This window comes from Paenibacillus sp. P36 (assembly GCF_045866505.1).
Taxonomy (GTDB): Bacteria; Bacillota; Bacilli; order Paenibacillales; family NBRC-103111; genus Paenibacillus_E; species Paenibacillus_E chondroitinus.
Genome location: NZ_AP038372.1, coordinates 8,026,606 through 8,043,485 on the forward strand (window position 1 = coordinate 8,026,606; position 16,880 = coordinate 8,043,485).

The following is a 16,880-nucleotide window of genomic DNA, read 5'->3' on the forward strand; positions in this document are numbered from 1 at the left end:
CAGTTCTTGGGCTCGGCCTTCACACTTACTCGTTCGGCTAGGAAATGGCATGGATCGCATCATCTTCCTTGTCATAAATCGAAAAAATGGAACTAAACCCTGACATATCGAAAACCTCTTTGACATTCTCATTCATGCGCACAAGTGCCAACTTGCCTTGGATGACCTTGATCATTTTCGCTGCGGACAATAAGCTTCTAAGTCCTGCGGAGCTTACATAGTCAAGTCCTTGCAGATCAAAAACAAACTTGCCCTTCCCTTGTTCGACCAACTTCGAGAAAACGGCTTCCAAGCTCGCGGACGTATTAGCATCCAGTCTGCCATTTAAGCTCAGCAGGACGATGTCCCCCTGCATGCTCTCCGTTACATTCATGATATTCCCTCCTTCTGAATTCGGCGTTTTGTCATCATCACTATATTCTCTTCGTTCAGACGCTCATAGCGGATATCATCCATCACTTGTTTCACAAAGTGAATACCCAGACCGCCGATCCCACGCTCGTCCATACTAAGGTCAACCCGGGGGCTTGCCTTGAGCAGCGGATTAAAAGGCACTCCGCGATCCGTCAGGCAAAGCTCCCAGCTATCCGCAGCAGCCCCAATGTCGAGACGGATCGTGTGCATACCGCGCTCCTCCGGGGGGTGCCCATAGAGAATGACATTGGTTACCAGCTCGTCGCAGACCAAATTCAATTGGAATAACGTCTGATCATCCATGCCCATCGCTGGTGACAGCCCTTTTAAGAATGCGCCTAACCGCTCGAGCTCCTTCAGATCATTGCTTAACACGATGGTCTCTACTGACACGTTCGTCCCGCCCTCTCTGCTTATCCACCTAGCCCTTTAAGCCATTTTCAAAAGCATATTTTCCAGCAAACGAACGCGGGCACTTGAGGCATGCAGCAGGCCGATGCCGATCTCCGGATACAATCTCACCAGTCGGGAAAGACTTTCACCTTGCAGTGCAAGCACTCGCACTTCATCGAAAATAGCCTGAGCTGTAACGGCAGAAGGTGATCCGTCCAGAGCCGTTGTTTCCCCAAATGGTTGTTTGGGTCCCAGAACACCAATTGTTACTGTCTCGCCTACACCAGTCTCATTGCTCAGCTCAACGTTGCCCTCAATGATTAAATACATCGCTGAATTGCTTTGCCCCCGGCGCAGTAAATAGGTGAGGTCTTCGTGGACTTCTTCCGTCGCAATACCAGCAATTAACCCCAGTTCATCCACAGACAAATCGGCGAATAAGGATACCTGCTTCAGGAAAATAACTTTATCCAGCATGGTCAAAAACTTGCGCTCTTCTCTCATCCCATCACGCTCCAGTGAACTTAATGCGTAAACCGCAATATCCTTCAGCCAATCGTCCGACCATCTCGCAGCTTCTTGCAGCAACTTGAGCGGCTCGGTCATCGCTGTATCGCTGCTGGCCGTTCCTTGCTTCAATAATTCCAGCAGGGCCAAAGCCAATTTACGGTCCCCCAGCCCTTCGGCCAGCACCTCAAGCGCATTCTCCCGGACCTCTTCGTTCTCGTCCTTGGTTGCTTCGCGCAGCGTCGCCACAACACGTTCGTCAACGAACTTGGCCATAACGGCCCAAGCCCCGCCGACAAGCGCATTGTGCAGCTCAACGCACCGTTGATTGGCAAGCTCCGCTAATCCCTTCATGCCTAGTTGGAGCAGGGCTTCCGACAAGGCTCGTTCCTGCGTCGAAGCTAGCATGCGATTTACGCAAGGGTCAACGAGCTGCGTTCTCAGTTTATTTTCATCGAGCAGCTCTGCCAGAGCTGTAACGGCTGCGTTCCAGATGAAAGGATTCGCATGGTTCAGGCTGCCCGACAGGGTCGGCAATGCTTTATCGCCCATATCGACCAAGGCTTGAAGAATCGCTTTGCGCAGCTCCTGATCCGCCAAAGGCACCATGTTCAGAAGAATCGGAATCGCCTCGACGTGGCTAAGCTTGCCGAGACAGGCCGCAGCGGCAACTTTAACCGCGGGCCGATGATCATCGAGCAGCGACAACACCCAAGCGGAATAGCTATCCAGCTTCAGATCCGCTACGGTATGGCAGCCATAGACAGCCCATTCGCCGCCGTTATCGAGCATTTTGATAATCGCCTCGTCGCAGGCTTGATAGCTTTCTTCGCTTTCGAGCGAGTAAAGCGCCTTAACCCCTTCATGTACAACCCTCGGATGGTTATCCAACAGCTTGACGCGAATGAAAAAGTGCGACTGGCTTTTCAGATGCGTTGCTTTCGAAATCAGTTTCACGCTTTCCGCGCGCACCTCCGGGTCTTCGTCCTCAAGGAATGACGCAACCTGTACGAGATCTTGAATCGTAGCGCCTTGGAGATTCATCGCGCGTAGCACAGCTATGCGGATGCGTGAGCTTTCTTCCCCAATCATCCCAATCAAATGGGGCAGGAACGCAGAATCCTTCGCCTTGCCGATGACTTCAAGCGCCAGCTCCCGCACATAATCGTTCGGATGCTTCAAGTAGCCCAGCATGGCGGAAAGCGCCTTGGAACTGCGGATTCCCCCGATAAAGGATTCCGCAATATCAGACAAATCAGCGTGCAGCGATTGCACACTTTTAACCAACTCGCGGATGTATAAGTGCCTGCCGTACCAAGCGACAATGACGAGAACGACCGCCAAACCTACGCCTAGCCAAGCTAACAGCGACAGTTGGATCAAGCCGAAGGAATGCAGCAGCGACAGCAAGGAGCCAATCAATATCCCGCCTGAGGCAGCGACACCTTGAGCAAAATAACGGTAGCCGTCCCTTTTGGAGATGGGCATCATTTTGAAAAAAAGTTGATAACAAGGTTCCGCAATGTAATACAGCAAAATATAGAAGACGGCATAGGAACCCGAAACCAGCGCCAATCCAAGGGACTGATTCATAAATAAGGCCGTAAGTCCGAATCCGCCGAAGAATACCACGGTGATGGCGAGCAGCATATTGCTTGCGCCCAACCAGTTCATTAAGCGTGTAGACACCGTCTGCAGCAAAAGACAGAACGTGAATTGAATGGCCGTAATCAAGCCGTAGAAAGAGGTTAAATCGCCTTCTAATGGAAACTTGGCTTCCGCCGCGGTAAAGTACTGATACTCGATCATGAAATACACGGCCGGCATCAGCGTCATTAGCGCAACTGCGCACAATAGGAACGGGCTGCGCAACATCTGCTTGGCATAATAGCCGGCAGGTAGCTGCTTTTCTTCTTCCTCTGCCTGAACCGTCCCGCTCTGGCTTTTTAGCCGCAGATCTTCTTTTAACGTTAAAGGCACCAAGTAGCGCGCGAGCGCCTTCCGAAAAAAGATGAAGCCGAACACCATCAACACCGGAGCGAGCGCATAGACGGCTTCCGTCCCGAGCAGTTTGCCGATTTGATGAGCGAGCAAGCCGGCGGTAATTCCACCTGTCGTCGTGGACGCGATGAACACCGGCATCAATCTTTTGGCCTGCTGCGTAGGGCATAAGTCAAAAGCTGTGCTCCACAAGAGCAGCGTCAGCTGCCTGACAACAAAGTTGGAGGAGATGAACATAATGGGATAATAATAGCGGAAGTCAATGCCGCCCAGCTTGAAGCCCAGCAGCACCGCACCGTTCAACACCAGTAAACCGATCATCAACAGATAGAGCGTCGTCATCAATTTGGCCTTCGGCAACCGATTGGCCAGCTTTGCCAGCAACCAACCCTCCAGAGGCATGATGGCCGCTTCGGCAATATAGATGTAGGGCAAATACTGCACGCCGAATCTTTGGTTAAAAAGGGCCATGAATGCCGTATAGTTCAATGATTCCGCAATCCCGCTAAAATAAAAGATCGGCAGCATCATCCACAGCTTTCGGATATCTTCCGTCCGCAGTCCCATCCATCTGGTTAAGCTTCCTTGCATATCATCAGGTCCAATCTATCATTTGTCTTCAATAAGCGGTTTATAGAAAGCTAATCGCGCTTCGCCTTCGTAATAGTAATTCGGATAAGTGCCGATGAGTTCAAAGCCGTTCGCCCGGAACATTTTTTGAATAGGCTGATATTCGGGTAAATCGCATGTATACGTAAGAATGTAGCGCCCTCCCGCTTCTCTCGAGAATGTTTCTAGCGCTTGAAACAAAACTTTCGCAAAGCCATGCCGGCGATAATCGCGATGTACGGCTAAGTAATCCCATAAATAACCACCGGATTGATGCTCATTTTCCTTGCAGCTGGTCACCGCAATGATCTCTCCGGCTTCATTCTCAATGAACCAATGCCAGTGATTGCGCTGAGTCAAGCTAAGCAGGGGAGCATTGCGAAAATGCTCTAGCTCCCCCGGCGTATGCCTTTGATCATCAAATGAGGAGGAAGATAAATAAAATTCCGTAATCCGTTGTGCGTCTCTCTCTGTAGTCAACTCGTGCACTTGCATGTCAAGTTCGCCTCTTTCATCAGGAAACAGATAATGTGCCATTCCACTCTGCTGTCGTACCGTGTTGGAAATATTCATCACAAATATAGAAGTATAGCTGTGCCGCCTTATCCTGACGATTCTGTTTAATGACCATCAAGAAAGCTTCTCTTGCATCATAGAAACGTCCTACCTGGTAATACGTGACCGCCTGCTCGAATAACGTCTTGGTCTTCTCCTTCAGTACCCGAATCGTATCCGGATCGCCCTGATAAACGTCAAACAATCGAAGCGGCTCCTTCACTCCTTCTACCTGAATCAATCCCAGGTTCCGGTATTGAAAGGCTGCCGGTTGTTGCAGCGACTGCACCACATGATCGGTAATGAGAATGGATGCGCCGAGCGGTTCCGTCATTTTCTCCAGCATACTTGCCACATTCACACCGTCAGAGATCACATTGCCCTCCAGGCGCTGCTGCTCGCCGATAATCCCGAGACGGAGCGGTCCTTTATGCAGGCCGATACCGAAATCCAGCGGCGAATAGCCGACTTTTGCCCGATGCGAATTGTAAAGATCCAACTCCTTGCGCATCTCAACGCACGCCTGCAGCGCTTCATCCGCTTGATTCGGGAAAAGTGCCATGAAGCCTGCACCCAGATACTTGTTCATAAGACCTTGATGCTTGCGGACATAAGGCCCGAACCTGCTAAGGAACGAATTGACGAAGTTGAAGTTCTCTTCCGGCGTGAGCTTCTTGGAAAGCAAATAGAAGCTTCGGATGTTAAAAATCAAAATCGACATGTTTTTCTCTACTTGATCGCCAAGTTCAACCTCCAGAATGCTTTCCTTGTTCAGGAATCGCAAAAACTGCTGCGGAACGAAGCGGTAGTAAGATTGGCTAAAGTTCTCTACCTTGGTAATATAGTCCCGAATGCGGGCTGCCATCGTATTGACGCTGTCGCCCAGATCTGACACCTCGTCGCGTGTGTTGATCGTAACGACCGTGTCCCAATTGCCTTTGGCAATCTCGCCGACGCTATTGCGCAGCTTCCGGATCGAAGACAGTAATACATAGGTCATGACAACGAGTACAAGCAGCAAACCAACGGAAATGAGCGCAATATTGCGGATAATCGATTGAAGTACCGCTTGGCGATGCTTCAGGATGCCATCCAGGTTTTTACTCGTTTCGAAAACACCGACAATTTTACCCGCTGAGTTAAAAATAGGAGCAATCGCATAACGCCACTCGCCGGAGAAATCCTGCCATTGTCCCGTAGCTGGCTTACCTTCAAGCACAACCTGCTGATTCTCAGGCGTCTGTTGGAAAGGATTGAACATGTGCATGCCATCATCGTCTTCTAGAATCCGATAAATGACCCCATTTTCATATTTATACACTGCTTTATAAAAGCCTTGATTATCATCGCTGGCGTTATTTTCAAAAACCGATTGAATCTTTCGGCGGAAAGATTGATAGGTTGCACCATTGTAATCAAGCGGTGACGTCATACTTTCCAGCTTATCGCCATCGACGAGATTTTGACCGTTTTTAGCCAGTAAAATAAGCTCGCTAAACGTTTCCTCTTCCATTTTCTTCGAGAAACTCTCATAAATGACGGTCGACAGCAGAATCATCGAAGCCGCAATGACCGGCACCAGAATGAGGATCTGTTTCATCATTAAAGGAAGACGGCGCTGCAGCAAATTGAAGAAGACAAGCTTGATCGCATACAGCACAAGGATTAGAGCCACTACGGCAACCGACCAATGTACAAACAATTGGGTTCTTACCGGCTTGCTGTATAGAGCTTCTACCATGGACGGCGTAATGGTCCCATCCGGCAGGCGGCGATTAATTTGCGTCGATTCTACGATAATGAGGCTGCCATCCTGGGCGATGGAACTCGAAGTGGCATCAAAAGCAAGGTCTATGCCGTTTGCTTTCGCCTTCTCTTCGGTTACAAGTCCTTCAATCGTGTAAGGTTGTGCAGGATCAAGCCGGGAAATCATTTTATTGTTAAAATCGATGAAGATCAGGCGGCCCTGATTATCGAGATGCAGGCTTTCAGGGAAATTGCGTCTTGTGCGATCAAGCCCGGGAAGCGGATAAACAAGCTCGGAATGCCCGTCGCCAAAAGCGCGATAGATCTCTCCGCTGCGCGTTGAATAGTAGATCTCGCCAGGCTTAAAGCCGTCTGCCTCAGCGACAAATTTATTTTGCGGGAGCTTTATCGTGTAGACCAACTTGGGCTCAGATGTCTCCTCTTTGCCAACCGAAGCTTGATAGAGGGTTAACTGCTGTACTTCGTCATTGAAAAAATAGACCATCCCATCGTGAACCTGAACATTTCGCAAAGACCCCAATCTATACCGCTGGGTTTGCGCATCATTGTATTCCTGCGAGAACAAGCTGCGGTCGAACTGCCCATCCGGCGTATAGCGAACAATCTGCTCGGACTTCACTGCAATCCCGTAAGGATCAAGCAAGGTGCGAATCGTGTAGAGATACCCCAAATCATCGACAGCCATATCGTTAAAACGGTAAACTTCCCCGTTTTTCCCGGTCTCGCTCGTAATGGAGTACTGAAGTACACCATCCCCGTTCAGCTTGTGAATCGTCTTCTTCGCGTTATCGATAACAAACAAATTGTTATGCCCATCCGAGATCGCCTTCGATAAACCGTCGAAAGGCATGCTCTTGTGAAAAGGCCATAGTGTGAAGCTTTCCCTGTTTAATCCAAGGTAGGTTCCAGCAGCACCCAGAAGCAGCAGTACGAGCAGCAATGCCGCAATCGATTTCTTCATCGCTCTTTAATCTCCTCTAATATGAAATCTGAATGATTTGCGTCGGTGCGTTCCAATCCACCTGCAGTCCCAAGGATTCTGCTATGAATCTTAATGGGACATAAGTCCTTCCTTCAAGCAGAAGGGCCGGGCCGTCGATTTGCACAGGATCGCCATCAACATAAGCTTTGTCTTCACTGATACGGCTCGTGATCGTCCTATATTCCGTGCTAATCGTAACCGTGAGAGTATCTTGGTCCCAATCTACGGCGGCACCGAACGACTCCGATACGGATCTTATAGGTAAATATGCCTGCCCGTTTATTATAACAGGCGGAGCATCAAATTTGATGAAAATATTGGGAGAAAGCACGTTTTCTGCCGGAATCGGTTGAATGGATGCACTAGCTGAGCTGGCCGCCAATGAAGCTGAAACATCGGCCAAGGCCGCCTGCTCCTCAGGCGTATACTTGGCCTTTTCTTGCTGCTGCAGCTCCTCCAGCAGCTTCGTGACCTGCTGTTCAAGCTGCGTCTGTACGCCTGCCTCTTGCGGCAGCGCTGCCGCAAGCACCTGCACGGCGTCCAGCTGCGCGAACAGCGCGTCCTTCTTCGCCGTCGCCACCGCCTCGGCGACGGCTTCGAGCGAGCGGGTCAGCGTCGCGACCCGCTCCGTGTCCCCCTGCGCCTGCGCCAGCTTCAGCGCAGCCTCCAGCTTCAGCTTCGCCTCTGCGAGCGAAGCCTGCCCTTCGGATGCGCCCGTTTGCGCATCCGCGAACTGCGCCTGCGTCGCTAGGAGCTGCTGCAGATTGGCTGCAGCAGCGTCCGGCTCGCCGGCGGCAAGGGCTTGCTCCAGCTTCGTCTGCTGGAGCTCAGCCTGCTCAGCCAGCGCATCCTCGCTGGCCACGTCCTTCCCGGGCGCTGTGCCGCCTGGGGGTTTCTCACCGCCGGGTTCGCCTGGCGGTGTCTCGGTCTCCTCGGACAGCGCTGCGATCAGCGCGTCCGGGTTATTCACCAGCTCCATCTGCTGAAGAGCTGCCTGGCTGTCGCCTTTCTGCAGCGCCTCCAGCATCCCGAGCTGGGCCTGCGCATCCTTGATCTCGACCGCCAAATCGGCGATCTCGCTCAGCTTCATATCCGTAACGGCCGCTTCCTTGGCCGCCTCCAGCTTCACAATATCTTTCTTCAGCGTGTCAATCTGCTGCTGCAGCTGTTCGGGCGTTTGCAAAGAAGCAATGGCACCAGGCTTTGCAATCTCCACGGTGACTTTCAAAGCCTCCGCATCCTTCTGCGAAAGCGCTGCGGAACTCGTCGGATCGGCGATCGCGCTCGGGTCTACGGCATTATCCATGCCGAACCAGACCGCTCCAGGCTCATCCGCCTTATAAAAGATCCCCTGTCCCGATGAAGACATCGTTGCCGAAGCCGCATTATAGGCTTCAGGAGTCAACGCATCCAGCTGCACTTTGTAGGAACCGATGATAACGGTACCTGGCCCTTTTTCCTCATCAGCACCAGAACCACTCTCGCCGTTTGCCGTTCCTTCGCCTCCTGTTGAGCTTCCCTCATTTGCTGCTCCATCTGTTGCACCACTTGCTTCACCATCCGTGGCTTCAGCTTCTGCCGTCGCCAACTGTCCGGCATTTCCTTTGCCCTCCAGCAGCAGCTCCTCAATCGGTTCCCCCTTCGCGTAGAGCACAACCTTCAAGTTCTCAAGCTGACTAAGTTTAAGCGTTAATTGCCGCACAGCCTTATTCAACTTAGTGCGTTTACCGATCGCTTTACCATCTTTGGTAAACAACGCATAGTCCGTGGCGCCGAGCTTTTTATTGACCGTCACGCTAAAATCACTAAGCAGCGGACCGACGGCCGCCTTCAATTTCCAAGAGCCCGCAGGCGCCTTAGGATTTTGCGGCTTGACGGCAGCGAGCCCGTCATCCAGGTTTTGATAAGGCAGGATGCCCTTTTTCAACGTTTTTGCAACAGCCCCGCCCGTGTCGATGTCCAGCTTGCCAAGCGCAGTTTCGTAACCCATTTGCGCCATTAAAATCTGCTCGTCCGCTTTGCTCACCGCTTCTTTATATGCCGCAAGCTCATCGGTTTTCATCAAGCTGAGTTTCACCTTCTGTGCGGCTTTATCCAGCGCGCTTACAGCACTATCCTTATCGCGTAAAGCTTGCGCGTAACCTTCCTCCGCACCCTTTGCTTCCATATAGGAGGCTCTCACTGCTGCTATAACCGTTGATCGGCTTTCCTTCTCCTGCAAAACCGCCTTATTTTGTTCCATGGTGGCAATAGGTAATGCATCCCGCAGGTCGTCAAGGTAACGCAGTCCGTCAAACTCTCCCTGGAGCAAAGATTTGGGAATCGGAATGAATCCAAGCAAAAGGAAAAACCCTTCCCAATCTTTCTTCACCTGTGACAACGTCGTTTCATAACTGGCCAGAAACATGTCCATGTCGATATCCTTAGCCTTGTACAGACCATCCATAACCTTCATGCGGCTGCTGCCAAATTTGGAACTGTACAGATCACGTGTCGTGCTTAGCTTATGATCGGCCAAACGCCGATCCTCCGTATCTTTCAGCAGACTTACCGTCGATTTGAGCCCGCTGGTTATGTAGGCCGGCAGCTGCTTCTGATCCAGATTCGCGTAATCCGGTTCAAAAGAAAGCTGGACTTTATTTTCCATATCCAGTTGAAGCAGCTTGCCCAGTGCCAAACGGCTTGATTTGGCCGTCAATTGCGTTTGTTTATAAACGGATGCGGCTTTCTCCAGCGTCTTCTCCGCCTCTTCCTGCTCGGCACTGTCAGCAAGCCCGAATTTCCGCTTCTTTTTAACCGTATCCAGCGCCGTTTTGGCATCCTCCCATTTCTTGCGTGCGTTCTCTTCCGCTGCTTCATCCTGATAAGCCGTTAAATACGCTTTTTGCACATCAAACCGAACCGTATTCATCGATTGTCGAAGTGTTTCCTGTGCGATATACAGCTGCTTGCTGGCCTCAGGCACCTTCAAACGTGTCGTTAAGTCCTGACTTAAATTCCGGGGCTTGGCAAACAGGCCGGAAGCCTTCGCCTCCTCACTTTTCACAGCATGCTGCGCTTGCTCCAGCTCCAGCTTTTTCTTTGAAATATCCGTTTTGGCGTCCCGCAGGACAGAACTTATTTTCAACCCTTGATCCATCGCTTCTTTCATGGTTAAAGCCTTTACCGACGCTGCTTCCACGCTTGGCCCTGCCGCCAGAACCGGCGCTGTCGACAGTAGCACTACGAGTCCCAGCTTTACTGCTTTTAACCCTGCCACTCTGAATCCCTCCGCTCGCTTGCAACTCTTCCTTTATAGTACAATATCTCTTACACTCTCGCACCCATCTTTTGGAGAAACTTAGCGAAAAGAATCGAATATAGTAATAGATTGATGGTTATCTGCTTTTCTAGTAGTATAAAAGTAACAGAAACTACAACTGCATCGGATCCTGCTACATAAATAACTTGTTACATTAAAGGAGGTATATCCATGGGAAACCTTGTTTGCGGCGGTGCTATGCTGCAATGTTCTTTCGGCGCGGCGCCCAGTTCGTTAATGGTGCTGCCAGCGAATATGGTCATGACCGCGATGCCCATCGCAAACATTATGGATAATAAACCGATGGTGAACATTTTGCCGTTCGGCATGTGTAATTCCATGGCCAATCCCATGGTTGCCGCAGCAACGGCGGCGGCATTCGGCGTGCTCACGCCCATGCCCTGCATACCGGTAACGGCAGCCCCTTGGGTTCCTGGATCGCCAACAGTGCTCGTCGCTAACATGCCGGCTCTGAACAACTCCTCCAAATGCATGTGCAATTGGGGCGGCGTCATCCAAGTTCAGCAGCCAGGACAAATGACCATTCAGGTGCCTTAACGCATTTTATAAAAAAATCGAGCGTCCTTTTAGGAGTGAAATCATTGGAGATTCAGCCGGTCAAAACCATTGAAAAAGTGCTAAGACCCGTCGTAGCACCTTTTATCGGACATGTTATGAAAGCCTTTCAAACGATTGGAAGGCTGCCCAAACTAGCGATCATTAAGTTTCAACAGATTCTTAGAGTCATGCTGCAAACGCGTGAGACCTCGTTAAAAAACTATATTTTGATCGGCTCTTACTACATCTCCAAAAGGCTGCTGCTTTTCATCACCTTGTTGATTCTCGTCCTGATCTTTTTTATCTTCATACGCCCGCCAGCGATCGTGAATAAATGGTTGAACCGGGTTCCTGTTCTGCAGGAGAACACCACGAAGCTGACCAGCTTCTCGGGGAATGGCAAAGTAGTTGGCGCCGAGAAAGCGGCGCGCTATGAGGGCGGCCTAGTTGACGGGCTGTACGCGGGGAAGGGCAAGCTTTATCACAAGAACGGCATTCTCGCTTACGAGGGAGATTTTGAAAAGGGACAGAAATCAGGCGCCGGTTCACTCTATGATGAGCAAGGCACATTGCTGTATAAAGGAGCTTTTGCAGGGGATGCCTACAACGGGGCCGGTACCTTATATACTCCCAACCAGAAAGTGCTGTATATCGGCGAATTTCAAAATGGCAAGTACGGCGGGGCCGGAAAATTGTTTGCCCCAAGCGGCGATCTGCTTTACGAAGGCGCGTTTAACGGCGGCCTTTACAATGGGGCGGGCAAGCTGTTCTCTTCGGGCGGCATCGCCCAGTATGAAGGGGAATTTGCAGCGGGCCAGTATAGCGGAGCTGGCAAGCTGTTCGATACCAAAGGCCTTCTCGTTTATGAAGGCGGTTTTAAGAACGGCAGTTACTCCGGTGACGGAACCGAGTACTACCCTAGCGGCCTGATGAAGTTTAAAGGCCAGTTCCTGGCGGGCACGTACGGCGGCGAGGGCACCGCCTTCGATGAGAAAGGCGTGCCCCGTTTCAAGGGCACGTATGTGAACGGCGCCCTGAACGGCGCCGGAGAAGCGTATGACGAGTTGGGCAAACTCGTCTACAAGGGCGATTTCAAGGTCGGCGTCTATGACGGCCTTGGCACGGTATTTGACGCAGACGGCGCGCCGCTGCTGCGGAGCTTTTTTGCAGGCGGCCAAGCCAGCCTGCAGGGCTTCCTCGGTTTGTCCAGCAAGAAAGTCGAAGACTTGCTGGGCAAACCGGCGGAAGTGACGCTGCAGGATGCCAGCGTCATGCTTGCGGGCCAGGAGGCGGCGGTTGACGCCTCCACGGGGACTGAGGCAGCCGCCGCTGACACTGGCGCTAGCGCTGGTGAGGCTGCCGTTGGGGCTTCCCCGCCAGCTGCCGCAGGCGCTGGTGCGGGCGATGCAGCAGCAGCAACGGCAGGTGTGAAGCTGCTGCTGAGCTATCCGGCCTACCAGCTATCGTTGCTGGTAGAGCCGGCAAAGGGCAACCCGAAGGAGGCGGTTGTTACTTCGCTTAGCATTTGGGGCTCGAAGCCTTTGGCGCTGCTGCAGCCAGCCATCGAGACCGTCAAAAAGCGCGGCGAGCCTAACGAAGCCGGCTACGTCGTAATGGAAACCGAAGTAGGTACCGGGAATGGCACCTACACGAACAGCTATTACAAGGGTGATTATCTCTTCACCTTGACGCATTTTGATAAAACCAAAGAAGCCCACCTGCTGCAGGTGAGCTCAACAAAATAAAAACAGCCGGGATGCCCTCTTGTGGGCTCTCCTGGCTGTTTTTTTGTGGATTCCATTGTGACTGATATCCCTGAGTAACGAAAATTCTGAGCTATCTACAATAAAGTAATCTAAACCTCACTACCCTAGTCTTTCCGTTTAGATTCGCTACTCTCTGCCACTCGTCACTCTTATGTACAAACATCCGTCCGCGTCAGCATCATACGGACTCCATATGGCACGCAGCCTCTGCCCTCGTCCTCTTCGACCAATATCCCAGAGTAACACAAAATCTGAACTATCTACAATAAACTAATCAAAACCTCTACCCTAGCTACTCCAACCAATTCCCTCTTCTCCATCACACATCACTCTTACGCACAATCCTCTGCCCGGATCAGCATCATACGGACTCCATACCGTACACAGCCCTCGTCCACTTCCGACCAATATCCCCGAGTAACGCAAAATCTGAGCTATCTACAAAAAATTAATCAAAACCTCTACCCTAGCTACTCCAACCAATTCCCTCTTCTCCATCACACATCACTCTTACGTACAATCCTCTGTCCGCATCAGCATCATACTGACTCCATACCGCACACAGCCCTCGTCCACTCCGACCAATATCCCCGAGTAACGCAAAATCTGAGCTATCTACAAAAAAGTAACTTAAGCCTTACTTTAGTAACGGACACCACAGCCCTTATATTGGCTATTTCGCCCAATATCAAGAGGCTATCGGACCTGAGAGCCTTTATTCGCTTGATTATTGGCCGATTTAGGCCATCTCAGGCTACTTAACGTCTCTCATGTCCGTTAAATTTTATATTGAGCTTAAATCGCTCAAATAGAAGCATCTCAGTCCGTTAGACTCAGACTTATCCCTCGGACGAGTCCCGTTCTCGCTACTTTGGATACAAACTGCATAAATTCCGCAAAGAAATAGCCATAAACATAAAAAAACCTGCATTTCATACATCAAATATGCACCTCACAGCCCAAAATGGCGTGGAATCGCGATATTTGATGTATGTTTTGCAGGTTATTATTTAAGGCAAAGCCAACTTACCCATCACAGTCAGGCGCTCCGCGCCTGTCGCTGACGGCAAATTGTTCGGCACGCCGTGGATGCAATCGTTGCCTAGCAGGGCGAACAGGATGGCTTCCTTGGCGTCGCCGGAGATGCCGAGCTCGTCGGAGGTGAGGATCGCTTGCTCTGGGAGCAGCTCCTGCATCATGTTAAGCAGCGTAAGATTGCGTGCTCCGCCGCCGCTTACGATGACTTCCGCTATGGCGCAGTGCGGCAGAACAAAATCTTTATAAGCGCGAGCTATGGAGTGCGCGGTGAACGCCGTCGCTGTAGCGACGATATCTTCGTGAGCGAGTCCGCGAGCCAATGCGCTTTTGAGCCATGCCGCCGTGTAGGCTTTGCCGAACAGCTCACGCCCCGTGGTTTTCGGAGGAAGCTGAGCAAAGTAAGGATGCGCCAGCATCTCCTCCAGCAGCTCAGGGTGCACTTGACCGCGAGCCGCCCATGCGCCATCCGCGTCATAGGTTAGCCGGCCTTCGGACAACTCGTAGACGACTTGATCCATAATCATGTTACCCGGACCTGTATCAAAAGCAATGAGCTGGCTGGCATCGGACATGGTTGCAGCCGTTCCCTGAGCCGGGATTGCGGTGCAGTTGCCGATGCCGCCGATATTTTGCAGGATGCGCCCTTTGGCCGCATCTCGGAACATAATGAAATCTCCGTATGGCGCAAGGGGAGCACCTTGTCCCCCTACCGCCATATCGGCGGTGCGGAAGTCGCCGACAACTACACGGCCGGTCCGCTTGGCGATGACGGATAAATCACCGATTTGCAGCGTTGATTTCGGCAAATAAGAATCGGTTTCATCCGCCACCGGAATGTGCCAGACGGTTTGTCCATGGGTGGAGATAAGATCGATCTCATCCATGTTCATTCCCGCAGCCTTAGCCGTCTGCACCACCGCGTCAGCAAACCGCTCGGCAATGGCAAAGTTCATGCCGCACAATAGAGCAACATTCGAGTGATCAATGGAGCAGAGCTGCTTCAGCTTTTCGCGTACTTCCTCTTCATAGGAGAAGCTTTCGAAGTGAAGCAGTTTGACTTTGGCATCAATCCCGCTGCCATCGATTCGGACGATCGCCACATCGATGCCGTCCAGGGAGGTGCCAGACATGATGCCCGCTACGGTCAGCGAGGTTTGGTTGAGAAGGGTACGGAGCATCACAGTCCGCCCTCCCATTTCCAACCCGCGGGATATCCGGAGCCCAGCGTGACGGGCAGATGGCCTTTCATCTCCAGCTCACCCAGTAGAGCTTTGGCTGTGCTTTGCAGCGCTAGCGGACGGCTTTCGTAAGCCGCGATGAAGGTCGAAACCTCCGGCAACTCAAGCAAATCGTACGGCACGCGCAGCGCGACGACGATTACTGGCTTGCCGAGTGCTTGCAGGGCGCGCACCAGCTCGACCTGCGCCGGATGGAATCGGGCGTTGTACGTCCCGATGACGATCTGCTCCGCTTCTTCCGCTGCGGCCAGCACCGAGCCCGTCAACCCGCCGACCTCAGCCAACGGCAGCACGCGGTCGAGCACGTCAAGGCCGCGCTCAGCAAGCGCTGCGCCCAGACTTGCCGGTCCGGCGTACGCTTCGTCGACGCCGGATGAAACCGCTGCGGCCACGGTGACCGCTAGCGTTCTTACACGCTTCAGCGGCAGCAGCCCCTGCTCGTCTTTGACGAGCGTGATGCTGGCTTCGCTGAGACGTTGGGCGACCGCGCAATGCTCCGCGGTCCCTACTTCAGCCGCCGAGCCCGTCTGCGGCGCAAACAACCCGCGGCGCTCCTTGAGCGCGAGCAGCCTTTGCACGGATGCGTCGATGCGCGCTTCGCTCAGACGCCCCTCTTTAACAGCCTGCTCGATCGCGTCGATAGCGCCGATCTGGCGGTCAAGCCTATGGCTGATGAGCACAAGATCAGCCCCGGCTTCAATTGCCATAACACTTGCGGCAACTGTGCCATAATGTTCTGCAATGGCATTCATCTCCATGCAGTCTGTCATCACGACGCCCTCGTAGCCCAGCTCCTCTCGCAGCAGTCCGGTTAACACGGACTTGGAAAGCGTCGCAGGCAGCTTCTCGGACTCAAAAGCCGGGAAATAAATATGCGATGACATAATCGCATCGACGCCGCCCTTGATCGCTTGGATGAATGGCACAAGCTCCAAGGAACGAATCCGTTCTTGCTCATGCTTGATCGTAGGCAAATCCAAATGGGAGTCAACGCTCGTATCGCCATGTCCCGGGAAATGTTTGGCTGTCGCAACAACGTTAGCATCCTGGAAGCCTTGCACCGAACGCTGTCCGAATTCAGCGACAAGCTCGGCAGACTCGCCGAATGACCGTACGCCAATAACCGGGTTATCCGGATTATTATTCACATCGAGCACAGGAGCAAAGTTCAAGTTAATTCCAAGCGCTCTGAGCTCTTTCCCCGAAATGAACGCAGCTTCGTATGCGGCGTCGCCTGCATCTTTTATTCCAACTTTTGTTCCCTCTTTCAGCCCAATCGATCCCGCCGCAAGCGCCATCTGCCCTGGCATCAAAGCAACGCCTTCCGTAATACGGGCAACCATCCCGCCCTCTTGGTCGATCGAAACCCAAAGCGGTAACGTGTCCGACTGCTCGGCGATTTGCTGCAACTGCTCGGATAGATCTGCTACCTGTCCAGTTTGCTCTACGTTACGCGCAAAATAAATAACACCGCCAATATGGTGTTCAGCAATCAGCGCTTTGAGCTGCTCTGTCGCTTCCGTGCCTTCAAATCCACAAAGAAGCATCTGCCCGATTTTCTCTCTTAGCGTCATGTCCTGAATCTTTTTCATTCTCTATCCCTCTCCCTCGCTGAAAAAACTTCTATCCGCAAATTAACTCTTTATGTCTTCCTCTATCTTGCTCTTTCTAGCCATATCTCGCTTTATCTCACTCTATCTATATCCATCTCACTCTATCTCGGTCTATCTCAATCCGTCTCACTCAATCGC

Annotated in this window: 10 protein-coding genes; 2 read left to right on the forward strand and 8 right to left on the reverse strand. The window is 52.0% G+C overall.

Features of this window, described 5'->3' with window-relative positions:
- Positions 1-37: 37 nt before the first annotated feature.
- From ACKTT9_RS35160 to ACKTT9_RS35185, 6 genes are read right to left on the reverse strand one after another with little or no spacing between them, the layout of a single operon-like run.
- Positions 38-373: an STAS domain-containing protein gene (locus tag ACKTT9_RS35160; RefSeq protein WP_407869653.1), complete on the reverse strand. Its 336-nt coding sequence runs from the start codon at positions 371-373 to the stop codon at positions 38-40.
- Positions 370-807 (reverse strand): ATP-binding protein, encoded by a 438-nt coding sequence (locus tag ACKTT9_RS35165; protein ID WP_407869654.1) that lies wholly within the window; start codon positions 805-807, stop codon positions 370-372. The genes ACKTT9_RS35160 and ACKTT9_RS35165 overlap by 4 nt, the downstream gene beginning before the upstream one ends.
- A 36-nt stretch (positions 808-843) precedes the next feature.
- Positions 844-3,906 (reverse strand): cyclic nucleotide-binding domain-containing protein, encoded by a 3,063-nt coding sequence (locus tag ACKTT9_RS35170; protein ID WP_407869655.1) that lies wholly within the window; start codon positions 3,904-3,906, stop codon positions 844-846.
- An 18-nt stretch (positions 3,907-3,924) separates the two neighbouring features.
- A complete protein-coding gene (locus ACKTT9_RS35175; RefSeq protein ID WP_181646617.1) occupies positions 3,925-4,419 on the reverse strand; it encodes a GNAT family N-acetyltransferase in 495 nt (164 codons plus the stop codon).
- Positions 4,420-4,438: 19 nt separating this feature from the next.
- The gene (locus ACKTT9_RS35180) at positions 4,439-7,207 is read right to left on the reverse strand and encodes an adenylate/guanylate cyclase domain-containing protein (RefSeq protein WP_407869656.1); all 2,769 of its coding nucleotides are present in this window, start codon (positions 7,205-7,207) and stop codon (positions 4,439-4,441) included.
- A 16-nt stretch (positions 7,208-7,223) separates the two neighbouring features.
- The gene (locus ACKTT9_RS35185; RefSeq protein WP_407869657.1) at positions 7,224-10,487 is read right to left on the reverse strand and encodes a stalk domain-containing protein; all 3,264 of its coding nucleotides are present in this window, start codon (positions 10,485-10,487) and stop codon (positions 7,224-7,226) included.
- A 213-nt stretch (positions 10,488-10,700) separates the two neighbouring features.
- Here ACKTT9_RS35185 and ACKTT9_RS35190 point away from each other — a divergent pair, with 213 nt between their 5' ends.
- On the forward strand, positions 10,701-11,087 hold the full coding sequence (locus ACKTT9_RS35190) for a DUF4280 domain-containing protein (protein ID WP_407869658.1): 387 nt from the start codon (positions 10,701-10,703) through the stop codon (positions 11,085-11,087).
- Positions 11,088-11,131: 44 nt separating this feature from the next.
- Positions 11,132-12,832 (forward strand): hypothetical protein, encoded by a 1,701-nt coding sequence (locus ACKTT9_RS35195; protein WP_407869659.1) that lies wholly within the window; start codon positions 11,132-11,134, stop codon positions 12,830-12,832.
- Between the two features lie 1,031 nt (positions 12,833-13,863).
- On the opposite strand, the gene ACKTT9_RS35200 is transcribed toward ACKTT9_RS35195, so the two are convergent.
- Together ACKTT9_RS35200 and nagZ are read right to left on the reverse strand one after the other, a co-directional pair.
- Entirely contained in the window at positions 13,864-15,069 is a 1,206-nt protein-coding gene (locus ACKTT9_RS35200; protein WP_407873176.1) for an anhydro-N-acetylmuramic acid kinase, read from the reverse strand.
- Entirely contained in the window at positions 15,069-16,721 is a 1,653-nt protein-coding gene (nagZ, locus tag ACKTT9_RS35205) for a beta-N-acetylhexosaminidase (RefSeq protein WP_407869660.1), read from the reverse strand. Before nagZ ends, ACKTT9_RS35200 begins: the two co-directional genes overlap by 1 nt.
- Positions 16,722-16,880 lie beyond the last annotated feature (159 nt).

Bases quoted from the DNA above. Each gene is read 5' to 3' on its own strand.
- ACKTT9_RS35160 (WP_407869653.1), bottom strand. From the start codon at position 373: ATGAATGTAACGGAGAGCATGCAGGGGGACATCGTCCTGCTGAGCTTA.
- ACKTT9_RS35170 (WP_407869655.1), bottom strand. From the start codon at position 3,906: ATGCAAGGAAGCTTAACCAGATGGATGGGACTGCGGACGGAAGATATC.
- ACKTT9_RS35175 (WP_181646617.1), bottom strand. From the start codon at position 4,419: ATGCAAGTGCACGAGTTGACTACAGAGAGAGACGCACAACGGATTACG.
- ACKTT9_RS35180 (WP_407869656.1), bottom strand. From the start codon at position 7,207: ATGAAGAAATCGATTGCGGCATTGCTGCTCGTACTGCTGCTTCTGGGT.
- ACKTT9_RS35190 (WP_407869658.1), top strand. From the start codon at position 10,701: ATGGGAAACCTTGTTTGCGGCGGTGCTATGCTGCAATGTTCTTTCGGC.
- ACKTT9_RS35200 (WP_407873176.1), bottom strand. From the start codon at position 15,069: ATGCTCCGTACCCTTCTCAACCAAACCTCGCTGACCGTAGCGGGCATC.
- nagZ (WP_407869660.1), bottom strand. From the start codon at position 16,721: ATGAAAAAGATTCAGGACATGACGCTAAGAGAGAAAATCGGGCAGATG.